Origin of the sequence: Colwellia polaris, assembly GCF_002104515.1 — a bacterium.
GTDB lineage: Bacteria > Pseudomonadota > Gammaproteobacteria > Enterobacterales > Alteromonadaceae > Cognaticolwellia > Cognaticolwellia polaris.
This window is the reverse complement of record NZ_NBOE01000007.1, coordinates 66973-87118: the sequence shown is the minus strand read 5'-3', so window position 1 is coordinate 87118 and position 20146 is coordinate 66973. Positions and strand designations below refer to the sequence as shown.

At 38.5% G+C, this 20146-nt stretch carries 16 protein-coding genes; 10 read left to right on the top strand and 6 right to left on the bottom strand.

The window, feature by feature from the left end:
* Positions 1-54: 54 nt before the first annotated feature.
* The gene (locus B6A32_RS12355; protein ID WP_085304465.1) at positions 55-573 is read right to left on the bottom strand and encodes a VF530 family protein; all 519 of its coding nucleotides are present in this window, start codon (positions 571-573) and stop codon (positions 55-57) included.
* 173 nt (positions 574-746) lie between these two features.
* Between B6A32_RS12355 and B6A32_RS12350 the strand changes: the two genes are divergently transcribed.
* Complete coding sequence (locus tag B6A32_RS12350) at positions 747-1310, top strand: DUF2780 domain-containing protein (RefSeq protein ID WP_085304464.1); 564 nt, start codon at positions 747-749, stop codon at positions 1308-1310.
* Positions 1311-2187: 877 nt separating this feature from the next.
* Here B6A32_RS12350 and B6A32_RS12345 read toward each other — a convergent pair.
* From B6A32_RS12345 to B6A32_RS12330, 4 genes are all read right to left on the bottom strand, one after another.
* The gene (locus tag B6A32_RS12345) at positions 2188-2607 is read right to left on the bottom strand and encodes a Replicative DNA helicase (RefSeq protein WP_085304463.1); all 420 of its coding nucleotides are present in this window, start codon (positions 2605-2607) and stop codon (positions 2188-2190) included.
* Between the two features lie 193 nt (positions 2608-2800).
* Entirely contained in the window at positions 2801-2995 is a 195-nt protein-coding gene (locus tag B6A32_RS12340; RefSeq protein ID WP_085304462.1) for a helix-turn-helix transcriptional regulator, read from the bottom strand.
* On the bottom strand, positions 2992-3426 hold the full coding sequence (locus B6A32_RS12335) for a hypothetical protein (RefSeq protein WP_085304461.1): 435 nt from the start codon (positions 3424-3426) through the stop codon (positions 2992-2994). Before B6A32_RS12335 ends, B6A32_RS12340 begins: the two co-directional genes overlap by 4 nt.
* A gap of 209 nt (positions 3427-3635) precedes the next feature.
* Positions 3636-4736 carry an AraC family transcriptional regulator gene (locus B6A32_RS12330; RefSeq protein WP_085304460.1) on the bottom strand — a complete coding sequence of 367 codons (1101 nt, stop codon included), beginning with the start codon at positions 4734-4736 and terminating at the stop codon, positions 3636-3638.
* Positions 4737-4854: 118 nt separating this feature from the next.
* On the opposite strand from B6A32_RS12330, the gene B6A32_RS12325 reads away from it, so the two are divergent.
* From B6A32_RS12325 to B6A32_RS19365, 6 genes are all read left to right on the top strand, one after another.
* A complete protein-coding gene (locus tag B6A32_RS12325; protein WP_085304459.1) occupies positions 4855-6447 on the top strand; it encodes an FAD-binding oxidoreductase in 1593 nt (530 codons plus the stop codon).
* 73 nt (positions 6448-6520) lie between these two features.
* Positions 6521-8191: a glycerol-3-phosphate dehydrogenase/oxidase gene (locus B6A32_RS12320; RefSeq protein WP_198946911.1), complete on the top strand. Its 1671-nt coding sequence runs from the start codon at positions 6521-6523 to the stop codon at positions 8189-8191.
* Complete coding sequence (locus B6A32_RS12315) at positions 8188-9798, top strand: FGGY-family carbohydrate kinase (protein ID WP_233131412.1); 1611 nt, start codon at positions 8188-8190, stop codon at positions 9796-9798. Before B6A32_RS12320 ends, B6A32_RS12315 begins: the two co-directional genes overlap by 4 nt.
* Before the next feature lie 122 nt (positions 9799-9920).
* The gene (gene sbcD, locus B6A32_RS12310) at positions 9921-11267 is read left to right on the top strand and encodes an exonuclease subunit SbcD (protein ID WP_085304455.1); all 1347 of its coding nucleotides are present in this window, start codon (positions 9921-9923) and stop codon (positions 11265-11267) included.
* Positions 11264-15214 (top strand): AAA family ATPase, encoded by a 3951-nt coding sequence (locus B6A32_RS12305; RefSeq protein ID WP_085304453.1) that lies wholly within the window; start codon positions 11264-11266, stop codon positions 15212-15214. The genes sbcD and B6A32_RS12305 overlap by 4 nt, the downstream gene beginning before the upstream one ends.
* 529 nt (positions 15215-15743) lie before the next feature.
* Positions 15744-15911, top strand: coding sequence for a hypothetical protein (locus tag B6A32_RS19365; RefSeq protein ID WP_198946910.1), 168 nt, complete (start codon positions 15744-15746; stop codon positions 15909-15911).
* An 11-nt stretch (positions 15912-15922) separates the two neighbouring features.
* Here B6A32_RS19365 and B6A32_RS12300 read toward each other — a convergent pair whose 3' ends face one another.
* A complete protein-coding gene (locus B6A32_RS12300; protein ID WP_085304451.1) occupies positions 15923-16675 on the bottom strand; it encodes an MBL fold metallo-hydrolase in 753 nt (250 codons plus the stop codon).
* Between the two features lie 355 nt (positions 16676-17030).
* Here B6A32_RS12300 and B6A32_RS12295 point away from each other — a divergent pair, with 355 nt between their 5' ends.
* The 3 genes from B6A32_RS12295 (at position 17031) to B6A32_RS12285 (ending at position 20142) form a co-directional block, all read left to right on the top strand.
* Complete coding sequence (locus B6A32_RS12295; RefSeq protein ID WP_085304449.1) at positions 17031-17918, top strand: DMT family transporter; 888 nt, start codon at positions 17031-17033, stop codon at positions 17916-17918.
* A gap of 168 nt (positions 17919-18086) precedes the next feature.
* Positions 18087-18581 (top strand): FKBP-type peptidyl-prolyl cis-trans isomerase, encoded by a 495-nt coding sequence (locus tag B6A32_RS12290; RefSeq protein WP_085304447.1) that lies wholly within the window; start codon positions 18087-18089, stop codon positions 18579-18581.
* Between the two features lie 256 nt (positions 18582-18837).
* Complete coding sequence (locus B6A32_RS12285; protein ID WP_085304445.1) at positions 18838-20142, top strand: metal-dependent hydrolase family protein; 1305 nt, start codon at positions 18838-18840, stop codon at positions 20140-20142.
* The last annotated feature ends 4 nt before the right edge of the window (positions 20143-20146 follow it).

Sequence of the window (20146 nt, the reverse complement as noted above, 5' to 3'; positions counted from 1 at the left end):
GCCCTAAATAATACAGGTTATTTAGGGCTTTTAAGTGTTTAAATTAAGCTGTTTTTATCGAGGCGCATCAGCATAAGGATCAAATGGTTTATTTTCATTAGAACCTTTTGTAGAGCCACGTTCACGTTTGTCATTTGATTTCACGTTACTATTACTGCGACTGTGTTCAGACTTATAAGGCTTTTTATGCTCAGGTTTACTTCGATGAGTTTCTTTAAAGCTATCTTTACTCAAAGGAATAATGGCTTCGCCGCGCACTAAAACTTTTGGTTTCTTCGGCTTTACATGTAAGGGAATAATACGTTTACGTGGTGGTATTTCAAATTCGTCTTCACCCGGCTCAGGTAAATTTTTAAAATCGTAAAGGTAAAAACGCTCTAGTTTCTCTCTCGCCCATTCGGTTTTGCGGAGAAATTTTAAACTTGATGCAAGGCTTGGATTACTTTTAAAGCAATTAATTCGCGTATACTCAGCCAAAATATCAAAACCATAATGAGTGACTAGCTCGTTTAAAAGTGTATCTAGTTTTAATCCGTGCAAAGGATTATTTAATTGTTCGTTTTCTTGACTCATGATCGACTTAATTTGGCTGACATTACTTAATATTATACACCTAATTGCCAGGGTTATAAGCTTTGATTTTTTAGTTTTAGCCTGAAGAAAAATTTAGCAGTTCATATCCTGAAGTTAAATGTTGTACAATTGTTACAATTCTTAAAACTAATTTATAAAAATGGATGTTCCAAATGAAAAAAATTATCGTACTTTTAACGATTTCAACTTTAAGCACGTCGGCTTTAGCAGAAGAAACTAGTTGGTTTGACAGCTTAAAAAGCTTAGTTGGTTTAGGTGAAACTAAAGAGCAAACAATCGAAGCACCAGCAGTAACTAAACAAAGCACAGATGGTTTAGTAGATATGTTAACTAGCTCATTAGATGTTAACGCAGACCAAGCAGCTGGCGGCATGGGAGCTATTTTTAATTTTGTTAAAGATAATGTTTCTGCTGACCAATTTAGCACCTTAGCTAAATCTGTTCCTGGCGTAGAAGGGCTTGTTAGCCAAATGCCAGACCTTAGCCAATTAAACTCTGGTTCTAGCGAAGGCTTTGGCGGTTTACTTGATAAAGCTTCAGAATATAGCGACTCTTTAAAGTCAGTAAACGATATTAAAAAGCAATTTGAAGCTTTAGGTTTAAAACCAGAAATGATCACTAACTTTATTTCTACAGCCCAAAGCTATTTAGATACAGAGCAAGGACAACAAGCCAAACAAATATTAACAGACGGTTTAGGCAAATTTTTAGGTTAATTTAACCTTTTAATTTTTGTCGTGTTTTTTGTTATTTATTGAACACTTTCGAGTAATGAAGTTTACTTGAAAGTGTTTTTTTCATTTTATATTTATTACCTTCACCGCAGAGCCAATCTTGCAATATAAAAGCAGTTCAGTTTAGTGTTTTTATAACTGCATAATTTTAAAAAGTAACGACTATTTCTACTAACACCCCCTTATTTCCTTCTCATTGTTTCTTGTAAAAATAAAACCATCTCACAGGGAGAAAAGAAGGAGGACTGCAGGAGAGCAACACTAAGAAACAAATTAACCCAGACACTCATCCTAAATTGAAAATATTAAATTCAACGCTAAACATAGAGTGTTTGTCAAAAATAGAGTTAAGATAAAAAGTGTTATTACATTTTTGTGGTTACTTACTGCACTGAAGCACGTTCTCATTGTTTTCTCCTTCATTTCTCCTTGTAAAAACCATCTCACACGGAGAAAAGAAGGAGGACTACAGGAGATCAACACTAAGACACGTAAAATGTTTGTCAAAAAGTATAGTTAAGATAAAAAGTGTTATTACATTTTTGTGGTTACTTACTGCACTGAAGCACATTCTCATTGTTTTCTCCTTCATTTCTCCTTGTAAAAACCATCTCACAGGGAGAAAAGAAGGAGGACTGCAGGAGAGCAACACTAAGACACATAGAATGTTTGTTAAAAAATAGAGTTAAGATAAAAAGTGTTATTACATTTTTGTTGTTACTTACTGCACTAAAACATGATCTCATTGTTTTCTCTTTCATTTCTCCTTGTAAAAAAAAGATCTCACAGGGAGAAAAGAAGGAGGACTACAGGAGATCACAACACTAAGAAACAAACATTGTTCGAAACTCCAAAAGTATTAAGTACTTTGCAACTCTTCTAGTAACTCACTAATTTCAGCTTTTAATTCTTTATCTGCAATTTTATTACTGTTAATTTTAGCGCTTTCTAAGTGTGCGATTGCACTTGCTTTATCACCTAGCTCTACTTGCAATGAAGCAATGGCGAATGCAATGGATGAAAGAAAATCTTTTGAATTAATTGCTTGTGCCTTAAGTAAAGCTTTTTCGTAAATGCTTACGGCTAATACTAAGTCGTCGGTAAAGTCAGCCAGGGTTTCCCACTGAACGGGGTGATCTTTATCACTGTCTTCATGTTCTTCACATAATTGCTTTAACTCGAGGTAATACTCATCGAATGTCGCTTGATTTTTTCTTACAGATGCCTGTAATAAATCTTTCGCTAACGCATGAACGTGTTGGTATATTTTTGTATTCATTGATCTACCTTACTTACAAATTTTGATATAACTCATGGGGAGATTATAGAGGTTTTATCAAAACTAAACAGGTAATAGTCAGCTAACGACAATAAAATCTAATAAACCCGAGTTAATATATTCGGGTTTATTAGATTTAGTGTTATTTTCACCATTCAAGGCACGTTAACAGCAGGGCACTTTTCATATTGTTTTACACTTCATCTTGAAATATGTCTTCAATGGCTAATTTGAACAATCTGGCTGCTTTAAAGGCTAAAGGTAAACTAGGGTCAAATTTACCTTTCTCAATGGCGTTAATTGTTTGTCTAGAAACGTCTAAAGCCTCAGCAAGTTGTGCCTGTGTCCAGTCTCTTTCAGCGCGTAGTACTTTGAGTTTATTTTTCATTGGTATTTACTCTGGCCAATAAAAGTCGCTATTAAATAAGTTAAGCCCATAAAAATAACTAAATGCGAAATTTCAGCATGATAACTAATTAGGTTTAGTACATCTAAATTCGAATAAGCTAGTCCTACAATTAAACTCAGGCCCAAGGTTATACCCATGGCGTTGAGCTGAATGCGCTGTTGCATTTCATCTAAACCTTTTAAATGGTTAATATTTGCTAATACCATTTTAACACCTAAGGCTAAATTTAGTATTACTGCTAAAGCCGAGAAAGTAAGGTTGTAGTCCCATAGCAACCAAGGCCCAAAATTTGTTAATGCCATGGTTAATACCCACATGGCGGTCCAAAATTTTAATTTTACGATATTGCTTTTATTTCTTTGTTTAAACGAGCTAGGTTTGCTCAACGTATCACTATTATTGTCTGTCATGGTCACTCTCCAATGTCTGCTTTTGATTACAAAAAGTAATGTATACTTTACATTTTTGATATTAGGTGGGTAGATGAGTCGTGTCAAGTTTAATTTACTTTTAGGTTGGTTGGCTTTACTTTTTTGTAGTGTGAATTATTTTTTAAATATAAATAACAATTGTTTAGGAAGTGAAAAACTACAAGCTAAAGTTCTACAAGGTTATAAAGTTAAGAAATTAAGCTATTTTTTCTAAACTCACCTGGGGTTTGTTGGGTGAGTTTATTAAACCAACGGTAGAAAGATCTTGGTTCAGTAAAGCCTAACTCGATACTAATTTGATTTAAATTTAAGCTATTGTTCGCTAGATGCTTTTTAGCCATAGAGAGTCGAGTTTCATCAAGTAAACTTTGAAAACTCAAGCCTAATGCTGTTAAACGGCGCTGTAACGTTTTGGTGCTAATGCCAAATTTATCTGCCATGTCTTGCTGGTGAAAAGCTCCGCTTTTTAACGATTTTTCAATTTGATTTCTTAATTGCGCCGCAATATCTTCTTCTATTGTTAAATTAGAAACTAAGGTTTTTGCATGATTTTCAAGAGTAGATAATAACTGTTGATCACCTTTGTTTAATGGCACCGACAATAAAGCTTTATTAAATATTATGGCATTCTCACTTTGACCATAGTGAATTATACACTTAAACATCGCTTGATATTCTTGTTGCTGGCTCAACGAAGGTTGCTGGCGGCATAAGCGCAGTTCACTTGGGTTGCTGTCTTGGCTAACCAAATATCGAGCAAAGGTTAGCCAAGACGAGAGACAATTATCGACCATATGGCGCTTAACACTTGTGTCGGTAAACTGGCAATGCCAACTAATTTTTACTTGCTCACCTAATGACGAAATAGTTGTTGTGCCCATATCACCAACTAATTTTTCAAAAGGTTGAATTTTACTGATAACTTGCCCTAGGTTTTCGCAGTTCATCGAGATAAAACCCAAAACACTATAAGACCCAGGTTGTACATATTTTGCGGTATGTAAGCCGAATAACTCATCGTTAGATTGTTCAAGTAAGGCCGCAATAAGTTGTTGAAAAAGCTCGCCGCTAATGTGCTGGCTGTTATCAGATAAAAGTGATTTATCTAAGCCGATAGATTGGCAGATGGTAGCAATATCGAGTTTTTGTTCGTCGGCTAATTGTAAATATTGCTTAATAGCGGCAACAGAAGCTTGGCCGAGACTATTATTTAAGCTTGCATCGTTTTGTTTTTTCGATTGCTTGCTTAATTGTTTGTCGTTATCTGATAAATGAATAAAACTGCTCATTGTTGCTTGTCGCCTATAAAGTTGTCCAAATATGTCACCTCGACTGTCTTTTTAGGACATTTCATCACTATACACTTGCTTTAATATAATGCGTAATAAAATAATAAAGGGTTGTAAAATGAGACGTTGGAATGGCTGGGGAGATGAAAACACCTCAATGGAGTTACCACAATCGGCAGGAGAGTTTTTAAGTACCCTTGTCGGGGCAGGACATCGTCTTGAAGATATTGGTTTAGCCGAGGTAATTAACACCGTACCAGAATCTCGTTTACCCCAGCACCCATTAGTCTCTGTTGATGCTGAACAACGTGTACGGCATGCCAAAGGGCAATCATTACCCGACTGGCTAGCCATGCATAGTGGCGAAATTAACTGTTTTCCTGATGGTGTGTGCTTCCCTGAAAATACCCAAGATGTTAAAGATATTCTTAGCTACGCAAAAGCAGAAAACATCGTTTTGATTCCTTACGGCGGTGGTACAAGTGTCGCTGGACATATCAATGTAGAACAATCTTCGCGCCCTGTGCTAACCGTTAATATGGGGCGAATGAACCAATTACTGCATTTAGATGAACAAAGCCAAATTGCCACTTTTGGCGCTGGCACGCCTGGCCCTATGGTAGAAGCACAGTTATTAGCTCGCGGCTATACACTAGGGCACTTTCCGCAATCTTTCGAGCTATCAACATTAGGTGGTTGGGTTGCTAGTCGCTCAAGTGGTCAGCAGTCGTTACGTTATGGTCGAATAGAGCAATTATTTGCTGGTGGCAATATGGAAACTTTTGCTGGCTTGCTTGACGTACCAACATTTCCGGCATCTTCAGCAGGGCCTGACTTACGTGAGTTATTACTAGGTTCAGAAGGTCGCTTTGGTATTTTAACTGAAATAAAAGTGCGGGTAAGTAAAGTTGCTGATGCAGAGAAGTTCTCGGTGATCTTCTTTAAAAACTGGCAAGCAGCAAGTCAATTTTGTCAGGAAGCTGTGCAACAACGCATTGCTTTGTCTATGCTGCGAGTGAGTAATGCGGTTGAAACACAAACGCAATTAAAGCTAGCTGGTCATGAAAGTGCGATAAAGTGGTTAGAGCGTTACTTATCTATGCGAGGCTGTGCAAGCGATAAATGCATGTTAACTTTTGGCTTAACCGGCACTAAACAACAAGTTTCAGCCAGTAAAAAGCAATTAAATCGTGTGGTAAAAAAATTCAAAGGTGTTAGTACAGGTGAGCTATTAGGTAAGAAATGGCAAGCCAATCGCTTTCGTTCGCCTTATTTGCGCGAGGCTTTATGGTTGCAAGGGTATGTGGTTGACACCTTTGAAACCGCTACTGATTGGAGCAATGTTGATAACTTAATGGCAAAAGTTGAAGCAGCAATGCGTGATGGTTTAGCAGCCGAAAATGAAAAGGTTCATGTATTTACTCATCTTTCTCATGTTTACAGCCAAGGTTGTAGCTTATATACCACTTATGTTTATCGAAATGCTAATAGTTATTCAGCAACACTTGCGCGTTGGAAAAAGCTTAAACATCTGGCGAGCCTGACCATAGTTAACAATGGCGGCACTATTAGTCATCAACATGGTGTTGGCAAAGATCATGCGCAGTATTTATCGATTGAAAAAGGTGAGTTGGGCATGAAGGTTTTGGCCAATCTCGTTGAGCATTTTGACGCCGAACAGCAACTTAATCCCGGTACATTATTAAAATAAAATTCATATCTAAGTAAGTTCAACGCCCCTTAAGAGTGAAGCTTAAAACAATGAAAACATTGATGTTCTTAATATGACTACTACACAACTTAGCCAAAATATAATGCAGTCGCGCACCGAACGTATCGCTGACATTGAAAACACCACTGATTGGGATTTAGTGATTATTGGTGGCGGTATTACTGGCGCTGGCATTTTAAAGTTAGCCTGCCAAATGGGCTTAAAAGTGTTGTTGTTAGAGCAAAAAGATTTTGCATGGGGCAGTTCGAGTCGTTCTTCGAAAATGGTTCACGGTGGTTTACGTTACATGGCACAAGGGCAAGTGGCATTAATCCGAGAATCTGTGATTGAGCGTCAACGCTTATTAAAAGAAGGGCAGCCTCTAATCACCAAGCAAAGCTTTGCACTAAGTCATTATAAAAAAGCGTTTCCAGGACCTTGGTTATTTAATTGCTTATTGTCTTGTTATGACTTTATCGCTGGCGAAAAACAGCATAAGTTTTGGCCAAAATCCGCATATTTGTCTTTAGCACCGCATGTGGTTGAGCCAGACTTACTTGGTGGCACACAGTTTTTTGATGCACTAACCGAAGACGCTCGATTAGTACAACGTTTGATCCAAGAATCATTGCAACTCGGTGGACAAGCACTCAATTATGCTCAAGTATCAACACTTACTATTAATGACAAAAGCAGCCAATTATCAGTTGTACTTGAAGGGCAAAACCAAGCATTAATAATTGATTCTAAAGTGGTTGTTAATGCTTGTGGAGCTTGGTCAAACTTGTTACCAGTAAACCATGATAAACAGAGCGGTAATTATAATAAATCATCAGTAAATATGCGGCCGTTACGTGGTAGCCATTTAGTGATAGCGAGTTGGCGCTTACCGGTGGCTAGTGTTATTTCTGTTCAACACCCTCAAGATAAAAGGCCTGTGCAAATATACCCATGGCAAAATGTAACTATAGTGGGTACTACCGATGTTGATCATAATGATGACATGTCGTTTGAAGCTAAAATAAGTCAGTCAGAATTTGATTATTTACTAGCGGCGGTAAAGCAGCAATTTCCAAACGCGAAAATAACCAAAGACGATATTATTTCAACTTTTGCCGGTGTTCGTCCCGTCAGTACAACAGATAATGCATTAACGCCATCGAAAGAAAAACGCGATCACCATATCACGCAACAACAAAGCGTATTCACCGTTACTGGCGGTAAGTTAACTACTTTTAGGTTGATTGCACAGCAAGTGCTTGATCAGGTTTGTCAGCAGTTAATGCTTGAAGATAAAGCAAACGAACCTACGTTAACGGGCGCGCTTAATGTTGCGAGTCAACAACCTATTTTATCGCAATTTGATCACCAGCTAAAACTAACTTTTAGTCATCATATTCAACAACAAATAATGGCCTGTTATGGTGAATTTAGTGCTGCATTTATTCAAGCCAGTGCAAAACAAGATTGTCAGCCGATACGTTATAGTAGGCACTTGTGGGCGGAGTTAGTTTGGGCGGTAAGATTTGAACAAGTGCAACATCTTGATGATCTATTGCTACGCCGTACACGACTGGGTAACGTATTACCGGCGGGCGCTCGTGACATTTTGCCGCAAATTAAAGTACTTTGTTCGCCTTATTTATCTTGGAGCGAAACAAAATGGCAACAAGAAATTAAGCGATATTTAGCGCTGTGGCAATGTTCATATAGTTTGCCACAAGCTAATGGTGCATCAATATGAGTAATAACATGACCGAAAGTGATAAACCCCAAAACACTGAAAAGCAAACAAGTGATTTAATGTTAACCATAGATAATGGTACACAAAGTGTTCGCGCTTTACTGTTTGATCTAAAGGGGAATTTACTCGCTAGAAGCCGTATTGAATTGGAAGCTTATTTTTCTAAAAATCCGGGGTGGGCTGAGCAAAATGCTGATTACTTCTGGCAAATGCTAGGTCAGTGTTGTCAGCAACTTTGGCAGCAAAATGAGGTTATTGAAAATGGCTATCGTGATAGGGTGACGGCGGTTACGGTAACTACTCAGCGTGGAACCGTGATCAACTTAGACAAACATGGCGAAGCGCTTCGACCGGCTATTCTTTGGCTTGATCAGCGTTTATGTCAACAAAACAAGGCAATGCCTTGGTATTGGCGCACCGCATTCTCCTTAATAGGTCAAAGTAAAGTTATTGAATATTTTCGTCGTAAATCGCAAGCGAACTGGCTTGAGCAACATGAACCTAATGTATGGGGAAATACGGATAAATTCTTATTATTGTCAGGATTTTTAACCTACCGTTTAACGGGGCAATTTAAAGACTCAATAGGCAGTATTGTTGGTTACTTTCCCTTTGATTATAAAAAGCAAAACTGGGCAAAAGCTTGGGATTGGAAGTGGCATGCATTACCGGTAAAGCGCTCAATGCTGCCAAGTTTAGTTAAACCGGGTGATGTTCTGGGAGAAATCACCTGTGATGCCGCCACGCATACGGGGATAAAAGTAGGAACAAAATTAATTGCTTCAGCGTCTGATAAAGCCTGTGAAGTGTTGGGCTCAGGTTGTATTCAACCAGACACAGCAAGTTTAAGTTATGGCACAACCGCAACTATTAATACAAACAACACTAAATATGTTGAACCGCACAGTTTTATTCCACCTTATCCGTCAGCTATTCCCGAGCAATACAGCAGTGAAGTGATGATTTATCGTGGTTTTTGGATGGTTAACTGGTTTAAGCAAGAATTTGGTCAAAATGAAGTTGAAAAAGCACAAACATTAGGCGTTAGTGCTGAGAGCTTGTTTGATCAACTCGTTGCACAAGTACCGCCAGGCTCTATGGGATTAATGCTACAACCTTATTGGTCTCCAGGGTTAAAAAACCTTGAAGCAAAAGGGGCGATTATCGGCTTTGGTGATGTACATACGCGAGCACATATTTACCGCTCGATTTTAGAAGGTTTGGCTTATGCCTTAAGAGAAGGTAAAGAGAACTTAGAAAAACGTCAAAAATGTAAAATAACCAAGTTAATGGTGTCAGGCGGTGGCTCGCAATCTGATGCCGCATTGCAACTAACCGCTGATATTTTTAATTTGCCGGTACACAGACCGCATACCTTTGAAGCGTCAGGCTTAGGCGCTGCCATTAATGTCGCTGTTGGCTTAGGCTATTATGACAACTACCGGCAAGCAACCAGCGCAATGACCCGTACTGAGCAAACGTTTACCCCTAACCCAGCTAACGTAAAATTATATAACCAATTATACAAACAGGTTTATCTGAAAATGTATCAACAATTAAAGCCTATTTATCAAAATATTAAAAAAATAACTGGCTACCCTGATTAGTTGTCTAAAAATAAGATGATTCTGAATTAATTAGTTATGTTTCAAACAAGTGTTGTAGCAACCATTCAATAGAGTCGGTAGAATAATTACTTTGATTTTAAGCTGTTGGCGCACACTAAATTATGAGAATTATTCACACATCCGACTGGCATTTAGGCCAACACTTTTATGGCAAAAGTCGCGCACGTGAGCATCAACAGTTTTTAGATTGGCTAGTTGAACAATCGCAAAGTCAGAAAATAGACGCCATTATTGTTGCGGGCGATATTTTTGATACCGGCACACCGCCAAGTTATGCTCGCGAAATGTATTTTGATTTTATCGCCAAACTCCATCAAACCGACTGCCAGTTAGTGATATTAGCGGGTAATCATGACTCAGTTGCTATGCTATCTGAGTCGCAAAAGTTATTACAGCAGTTATCAACTAGGGTGGTATCAACCGCCAGCGGCAATTTGTCTGAACAAGTGTTTATCCTTAAAAGCCTTAAAACTGATCAACAAGCGGTTATTTGCGCTATTCCGTTTATTCGAGCACGCGATATTGTTAAAAGTTATGCTGGACAATCAGCCAGCGAAAAACAACAGTCATTACAACAAGCTATTTCAGCGCATTATCAAGTGTTATTTGAGCATGCACAAACATTATCAACACAGCAACAAGATAAAGCGGCTCGCTTACCCATTATTGCTACCGGGCATTTAACCACTATTGGCGCATCGGTCAGTGATTCGGTACGTGATATTTATATCGGCACATTAGAGGCTTTTCCTGCCAGCGAATTTCCTGCTGCCGACTATATCGCTTTAGGTCATATTCACCGTCCGCAAAAAGTAACTAAAAGTGAGCATATTCGTTATAGCGGCTCGCCTATCGCATTAAGTTTTGATGAAGCTAAAACTCAAAAAAGCATTGTTATTGCTGAATTTAAAAATGGAGAGCTCGGCGAAGTAACATTATCTAACGTGCCATGTTTTCAACCTTTAGCTATTGTAAAAACCCATTTAGATACACTAACCCAAGATATTACTGCGGTTACGGAATCGTTAGCCCTTGAACTAAGTGATAGCAAGTCTACTAGCCAAGAAAAAATTTGGTTAGATATAGAAGTTGAAAGCGCAGAATACTTGCTAGATTTAAGCGCTAGAATCGAACAAATCGTGAAAGATTTCCCCGTTGAAGTATTACTGGTCAGGCGCAGCAAAAAAGCACGCCAACAAATGCCAAGTCACGAGAAAAAAGTGACCTTAAGCGAATTAAGTGTTCAAGAGGTATTTGATGCACGCTTAGCGCTAGAAAATTGGCAAACTCCAGAGCAGCAGCAACGTAAACAACGCCTAAACAGCTTATATTTAAATATTGCTGAGCAAACACAACTCGCCAGTTCAACCAAACGGGCGTTGGTTGAACATAAAGAAGCTGAAGTAAGTACTACTAAAAGCACGGGTAACGAGGAGACTAAGTCATGAAAATATTGTCGCTTCGCTTTGAAAATATCAATTCTTTAAAAGGTCATTGGAAAATTGACTTTACCCAGTCACCATTTGATACCAGTGCGCTTTTTGCCATTGTTGGTCCTACGGGAGCAGGTAAAACTACAATACTCGATGCTATGTGTTTGGCGCTATATCACCAAACTCCAAGGTTAACCATATCAGATAAGCAAAACCAATTAATGACCCGTCAAACAGCAAATTGCTTAGCTGAGGTAGAGTTTGAAGTTAAGGGGCAAGCTTACCGTGCGTTTTGGAGTCAGCGGCGCGCAAAAAATAGTATTGATGGGAACTTGCAAAAACCGACGGCCGAATTAGCTAAAATACTTGCTAACCCCAACACTGCCGATACCTTTGATCCTAGCTCAGGTGAAGCAGAAGTTATCGCAACAAAAGTTTCTGATATTCGCAGCGAAATAGCGCGTTTAACGGGGTTAGACTTCTCACGCTTTAAAAAGTCGATGATGCTATCACAAGGTGAATTTGCTGCCTTTTTAAATGCCCCTGCTAATGAACGTGCCGATTTATTAGAAGAGCTTACCGGTAGTGAAATTTATGGCGATATCTCTAAAGCCGTATTCGAGCAACATAAAAGTGCAACCAATGAGTTAAAGCTATTGCAGGCTAAAAGTACAGGCATGCAGTTGTTAACTACAGAGCAACAAAGCGAGATTAACAACCAACTCAATAAAGTATCAGCTCAGCAACAGCCTTATGAAGCGCAGCTTGCGCACTGGCAACAAGTTCGAAATTGGCTAGTGAATGTGCAAAACGCTAATCAGCAAAGCGCCATTGCTGAGCAACAACAAGCTGCTGCACAAGAATTACAAACAGATAACGCTACACAACTGCAAGCTTTAGCCTTATCTGAGCCTGCAGAAAACTTACGTGCAGATTTTCAACAACTTAGTCATTTTAATCATCAGTTTTCTGAGCTTAAAGACCAAGAGAAAGCCCTTGAAGTTGATAATAAACAAAGTCAGGTACAGCTAGAAGCTGCCGAACAGGCCTTAAAAGCGTTTTTAATATCTCATGAGAAATTCATTGCTCAGCAGCAAGAAACAGAGCAATTAATTGTTGAGCAAGTACTCCCGCTTGACAGTAAAATAGCGCAATTGGCAGAGCAAAAAAATCAGCAAACTAATCGTGTTAAGAGTGCGGCTGAGGCAACAACTCAAGCGAAAACTCAAGTTGAACAACTAACGTTACAGCAAAAACAGCAGTTAGATAAAATCTCCCATTCACAAAACATTATTGAGCAACAAGCTCATTTATCGGCTTTACCTGAGCACTTGCCATTGTGGCGAAATATGCTTGAGCAAATGTTTAATGAAAAGCAGGGGAGTTTTGAGTTAATAGCGCAAAATACAAACTTACAAAACCAAACTGAATTACTAACCAGTGAACTCAATAAAGAGCAACAGCAATTAGTTGCATTAGAAACAGAGTGTCAACAACAGCAACTTACCCTTAAGGCTCATGAGCACGATGTCAGTCAGTTGTTACAGCATTATCATTGCCAAAATGAATCTGTGCTCAGCCAACAATTGCACGAGCTGCAATCAAGCTTAAATGAGCAAACACAAGCATTACATAATGCGCAAAGGTATCAAGTACTCAGTGCTGAACTAGGCAACATAGAGCAAGTCATTGCTGCAGACAATCAGCAGCTAACCAATGTGATTGAGCAATTAGCACCGTTGCGAGAGCGCTATAAAAACCAAAAAGCAGAATTGCTTGATGTGCAACTGATTGTTGAGCAACAAAAAACCATTATGTCGCTTAGTGCGCATAGAGCAAACTTAAAAGCCAATGAAGCTTGCCCATTATGTGGCTCAGATCACCACCCAGCCGTTGCTGATTATCAAGCACTGAGTGAAAATAATTCAGTAGGCAATGAGCACCAGCAGCGCTTGAAACAGCTTACTGCAGAATTAGAACAACTTGAACTTCAAGGTAAAAGCTTATCTGCAGAACAAGAGCGACTGAAAGATAAACTTAACATAATTAATGAAAACAAAAGCACAAAACTACAAGAACAACAGCAGTTGACAACACAGTGGTTAACCTTACGCGAACAGCTAAAAATTGAACTAGAATTGTCAGCTTTCGAGCAAATAAATGCTGATATGCAAGCTCGAAAACAACACTTTGAAGCGCTTAATAATGCCAATAACCAACTACAAAAATTAAAACAAACAACGCAGCAGCAAACTGAATTAGTGTTGGGACTAGACAAGCAACTAGTCAACTTAACTAACCTTAGCCAAAATAAAACTGTACAACTAAACCAATTGCATCAGCAAGCAGAGCAGAACAAACAAAACTTACAAAGTCAGCTGGCAAAAATAGCGTCAACTTACCAAAAACTTAGTAAGCTAATGCAAGATAATCAGACGATTTTACCAGATATTTTCAATGTATATCAAAACGATGAAGCGGCTGGTAGTGAAGTAGCCACTAATGAGTTTTCTGATGTTTTACCGTTACAAAATGCTTGGTTATCTGAACTAGAACAACAAGGTCAGGCGTATCAAACAGCGCTTAATGGTGTCGCTACAGAAAATGAGCAATTACAACAAATACAGCAACAGCTGGCTATTGCTCATAGTAAAATAGAGCAACTTAGCCTGACAGAGCAAGCGATTAAAGATGAATTAATGCTGATTGAAAAACAGCAAGATGAAACACGCTTACAACGTAAAACACTCTTTGGAGAACAAGATACACAACAAGCACGTAAACAATTAAAACAGCAGCAGCAAACCCAAGAGCAGTTGTTGGTGCAGTTGCAAAATAACCTGAGTGATCAAAAAAGCCTGCAACAAAACATTGCCGGTAAATTAAATGCAAACCTTGCTGCAATAAGTCGTTTATTGCCACAGCAGCAAGTTGCTATAGAAACTTGGCAAAACCAACTAGCCCAAAGTGATTTTGCAACAGAGGCAGACTTTAAAGCCGCGTTATTAACTCAAGAGCAAAGGCTTAACTTGAAGTCTTTACAACAAGAAATTACGCAAAAAACTCAACAGGCCAAAGCACAATTAACACAAGTACAGCAACAATTATCGCAACTTGAACAAGATAAAGTGAAGCTACAAATACAAACCAAAGCACTGGTTGAGTCGACTCATGTTGATGCCGATAATGATACAGGGAATAACGCCGGAAATATTAACAACGACGAGCGCTTAAACGACTTAATGTTTACTCAGTCGTTAGTACTAGAAAAAGATTTAGATGTCACTGAATTTGATCATAAAGCCGCTATTTGTGCCGAAACATTGAAGCAGCTGCAAATTCGTCAAGGCCAATTAAGTCAGCAAATTTCGCAAGATATACAACAGCGCGATGAGCAAAAGTCGCTACTTGATGAAATTACAAAGCAGCAAATAGCACTTGATGATCTCTCGCATCTTAATGGTTTAATTGGCGCAGCAGACGGCGCAAGGTTTAGACGCTTTGCTCAAGGCTTAACACTGTCGCACTTAGTGTATTTAGCCAACCAACAGCTAAATAAATTACATGGTCGATATCAATTACAATGCCAGCAATCAGAGAACTTAGCGCTAGAGGTTTTAGATACTTGGCAAGCCGATAGTGTGCGCGATACCAAAACCTTATCGGGTGGCGAAAGCTTTTTAGTTAGTTTGGCGTTAGCACTCGCGCTATCAGATTTAGTCAGTGCAAAAACTAGTATTGACTCACTGTTTCTTGATGAAGGTTTTGGCACACTAGATAACGACACCCTTGAAATTGCCTTATCGGCTCTAGATTCATTAAATGCCAGTGGCAAAATGATCGGTGTTATAAGTCATGTAGATGCCTTAAAAAAACGTATTGATGTACAAATTGAAGTGAAAAAACAGAATGGTTTAGGTGTCAGTGAGTTAGCTGAGTGTTATCGATATCATGGGAATTAAAAGAGGTTAAAAGTATTGGAGGTTATTTGCTTTGTAAATACTTAGCGAACAATTTTACTTTATTACATTTTTGCGGATTACCAGTAAGCGCAAGAAGGAAGCAGACAATAATAAGCTAGTAGATTCTGTTATTTAGTGCTTCTGTCAGTTTTGATGCATATATTGATCAACCTTAGCACTTACTGATACTTTTATTTTGTCCTCGTTCAAGAGGGCTAAATGACTTTAGTTATAAAGATTTGATAAATAAATCATAAAAGAGCAGTAAAAAACGTTTACTTGTTAAACAAATAACATTATAGTGCGCTCGTTAACTATTCCCATCTAGTCTATTTAACCGATTATTTATAAAATCGTGTTTGCCTTTCCCTTTCACAGTTAGTCATCACTTAATTTATTAAGCTTAAATTATTGTCTGATTTTTCGAGCGCGGCTCGTTAAAAGTTGTTATTTTTCAAATAAAAAAGTTCCACTATACAATAATATAGCTTTTGTTCATGCGTTTTAACGCACATTAAAAGAGTTTATTATGTCTTATACATACCAAGGTACGATCTATTCGATCGCCTCACCGATTCAATCAATTTCTGTTAACAAAAACAATGTTGCAGTAACGGATAAAAACGGTACAAAATTAATTTCATTTACTAATGTAAATGAGTCTAAATCATTTTTAGCTTGGGTATATCAAAGTTAAGTTCTGATACCTTAGCGGCTAAATAACACCCGTTTAAGCTTTGTTTTAACTGAACGCCAATGTGTGGCAGGTTTCGTTGGAGCCAACGAAATAAGTTGCTGCCATTGTTGTTCAGTTAATTGCACCTTCTCACCATGCGCCAAAAGCACTGACTCTATATTCAATGCCTTAATTTTAGTTAATGATTGTAAATAGCGCTTTGGGTAAAAAACCGGATAAGGTGGGATAAAAGCACCACGTACTTTCACCATTAAATCGGCAACATAAATTTGCTGAGTTGCTTGGTGATGCAATGATATATCTCGGTCAGTGTGACCTTGTGTAAAGTGCACCTGCCAATCTTCAAAACCAGGTAAAACCGCTTGATCGCTTAAGTAATAATCGGGCGTTAATGTACTTGAGTAGTAGAGATACTTTTTAGCTTTTTTCTGTCGACCTGCTACCCATAGCGTTAGTAACATATCGGTTAAATGCATCAATTTACCATCAAACCCTGAATACCATTGCCCAGGTACATTTGCAGCTGCGATTTTACAAGCATATTTTTTTCGCAAAACATTGGCGGCACCAGCATGGTCTGGATGCATATGGGTAACGACAATTAAGGCAAGATCAGACATAGGACGGTTAAGCTGATTAATTATAAAGTCTTCTATAACGTTAATGTCAGCACGACAACAGCCATCAAGTAATAATAATTTATCGGCATATTCTGCTAGATAAATATTTTGAATATAACCATTTAAGCAATGTAATTTTAGCATTGTAAAGCCTAGCATAACCTCGAGATAACTAAGGTAACTCTTTATTGATTTAACCTCAACAGGTGTGACCAGTTATTTGTTTGATGCTTAAGTAGCACTAATGTCGGTGGTTAATAAAGCGACTACCTCACTGAGTATCGGTTGAACATCTATGCTAGGTTAATTTATTAATTTGTATCTTAAAACCTGTTAAGGCTGATTTTACGCTTGTTTTCTGGGGCATACTCTCAACAACCTACTTTCATATTGATATAAAAAATTAATCCCATTGATAATGAATATAGTCATTGATAGATAGTTTTTTGAAAAAGTAAATCATACAATACTGTTACATAAGGCTTACCTTGGAATTCCTTTGGAAATCTGGATTTACTTCACTTTACTTGCTGCTTTTATGCAAGCAATTAGAACAGCTGGTCAAAAGCAACTAACACAGCACCTTAATGCGATGGCCACAACAGGGGTAAGATATGTTTATGCGTTGCCTTTTGCTTGGCTTTATTTATGGTGGGTATCAGACTACCGCGCCCTAGAAATCCCCGATTTAAATACACAGTTTATTCAATACGCGCTCATTGCTTCTGTGATGCAAATTATTGGTACGGCATGTTTAATGATTGCATTTAAATACCGTAATTTTGCAGTGGCAACGAGCTTAGCGAAAACAGAGGCAATTCAAGTTGCGATTGTAGGCTTTTTTCTATTCTCCATTGGCTTAAGTTTTATGGGCTGGTTCTCAATCATTATTGGTGTGGTTGGTATTTTGTTAGTGTCGAAAGTAAAGTTTACCGCTAAAGATGTTTTTCAAAATCCTGGGGCGGGTTTTGGTTTAGCGTCAGGTTTAGGGTTAGCCATTACCACCTTGCTAGTTCGAGAATCAAGTTTGGCCTTAAATAGCGATTTACTATTAAGCGCGGCGCTGACCTTAACTTTTATGATCACAGTACAGTCGTTTATTTCTTTGATTTACGTTTATTGGCAGGACAGGCATCAACTTATCACCATGATAAAGCAATGGCGATTATGTTTATTTGTAGGATTAACCAGTGTTGTTGGCTCGATAGGTTGGTTTACTGCGATGAGTTTTCAGCATGTAGCTTACGTTAAAGCTCTAGGACAAGTAGAATTTTTTATAACACTGTTTATTACTTATCGTATTTTTAAAGAAAAAATATCGGCTGTTGAATACTTAGGTATGTTTTTGATAGTGCTCAGTGTCTTGATTTTATTGCTTTGGGCATAAATTGATATCGACTCAATATCCTAGTTACCCGCGATAAAATTCATACTAAGCATAAATTCTTAATTCAATTGCCTGTACTATTTTGTTAAACTCTGGCGCAACGATTTACGCATTATTTTTTGCCGACTTTATTGGCAAATTAACCTAAATGATTAGCTTGGAAATAAAATGAAAATTACTGATAAAACCGTTGTTCAGTTTCACTACGTACTTAAAGATGAAGCAGGCGTAGAAATAGAAAACTCTCACGCAGGTGAGCCATTAGCTTATCTTCACGGTTATAAAAATATGTTAGTGGGCGTAGAAAACGCATTAGCAGGCAAAGAAAAGGGTGATAAGTTCTCAGTAACTTTGCAACCTGAAGATGCCTACGGCGAACGCCAAGAAGACGCTATTCAGCGTGTACCCGTTAAACATTTACAAGGTTTACCTTCGCCAAGTGCTAAATGGAAAGCGGGCATGACTGCGGTAGTTAATACCGAAGGCGGCCAACGTCAAGTTACAGTCGTTAAAGCGGGTAAATTTATGATAACTGTTGATATTAATCCGCCATTAGCAGGTAAAGTATTAACCTTTGATCTTGAAGTTGCGGACGTACGTGAAGCTAGCGCAGAAGAAATTGAACATGGCCATGCGCACGGCGCTGGTGGTCATCAGCATTAAGCGAAACACATTACGCGAATTAATAGTTTTGTGATTAAGAAACCAGCCTAGCGCTGGTTTTTTGTTTTTATGGCCGACAAAGAACCATGCTAAGGCGATAAAAATAAAGCTCCTCACTATAAATTAAAACTAATCACTAAATTAACCGAGTGGTTATTGAACTGAATAATCTCCCCATTTATCGATTACAATTTTCATTCTTTTGCCATACTGTTATAACTAGAGGTAAACATTAAAATAACAATAAGGTCGAGACATGCTTAGATTAAAATCTTCAATAACAACTATTGCGCTAATGGTTAGTGCAGCGATATCTCATACAGCATTCGCACAAACAACCGTTATACATGCCGGAGAGTTATTAGTTACTGCCGGTAAAGCACCACTTAAAAAACAAACGCTAGTGATTAACGATGGTAAAATTACTGAACTTAAATCAGGCTTTGTTGATGTAAAAAGTATTGCAACAGATGCCACATTCATTGATCTGTCTTCGAGCTTTGTTATGTCAGGCTTAATGGATATGCATGTACATTTACAAGGTGAACTTGGCCCGAGCAACGACAGTGATACGGTGAACTTATCTGATGCCGACACGTTAATGAAAAGTGCTCATTTTGCCCATAAAACATTAATGGCCGGGTTTACTACCGTTCGTGATTTAGGCGCGAGTGCTGAGCAAATATTTGCCTTACGCGATGGGGTAAAAAAAGGGTGGATATCTGGACCAACTATTGTTGCTGCTGGTAGTAGTGTTGCCGTTACCGGTGGGCATGGTGATGTAGATGGCATGGCGCCCGATTTAATGAAACTGCACACAGCAGAAACCGTTTGTGACGGTCCTTACGATTGTCGACGCGCTACTCGTCACGCAATAAAGTTTGGTGCCGATGTCATTAAAATTACCTCCACAGGTGGTGTGTTATCAGACACAGATACGGGTACTGGCCAACAAATGGCTGATGATGAAATTAAAGAAGTGGTTGATACTGCACATTCGCTAGGACGTAAAGTGGCAAGCCATGCACATGCTGCAGCGGGTATTAACGCCGCGTTACGCGCAGGCGTTGACAGTATTGAACATGGCAGCTATGCCGACAAAGAAAGTATTAAGCTCTTTAAAAAAGGCGGAGCGTATTTAGTGCCAACATTAATGGCTGGAGACACCGTGGTTAATTTAGCAAAAACTACTGACTTTATGTCACCGGCGATTCGCGCTAAAGCGATACGTGTTGGCGGCGATATGACCGATAACTTTAAACGCGCTTACAAAGCCGGCGTAAAAATAGCTTATGGTACTGATAGCGGTGTTTCAAAACATGGTTATAATGCGAGAGAAGCGCAATTAATGTTTGCAGCTGGCATGACGCCACAAGACATTTTAGTATCGGCAACCATTAATGGCGCTGACTTAATTGGCAAATCAAAAACCTTAGGCACATTAGAAGTGGGGAAAGTAGCCGATATTATTGCCATGCACGCTAGCCCGTTAAATAATATTGATGAATTACTCGATGTAGATTTTGTGATGAAAACAGGTAAGGTTGTTAAACAAAAATAGCCAA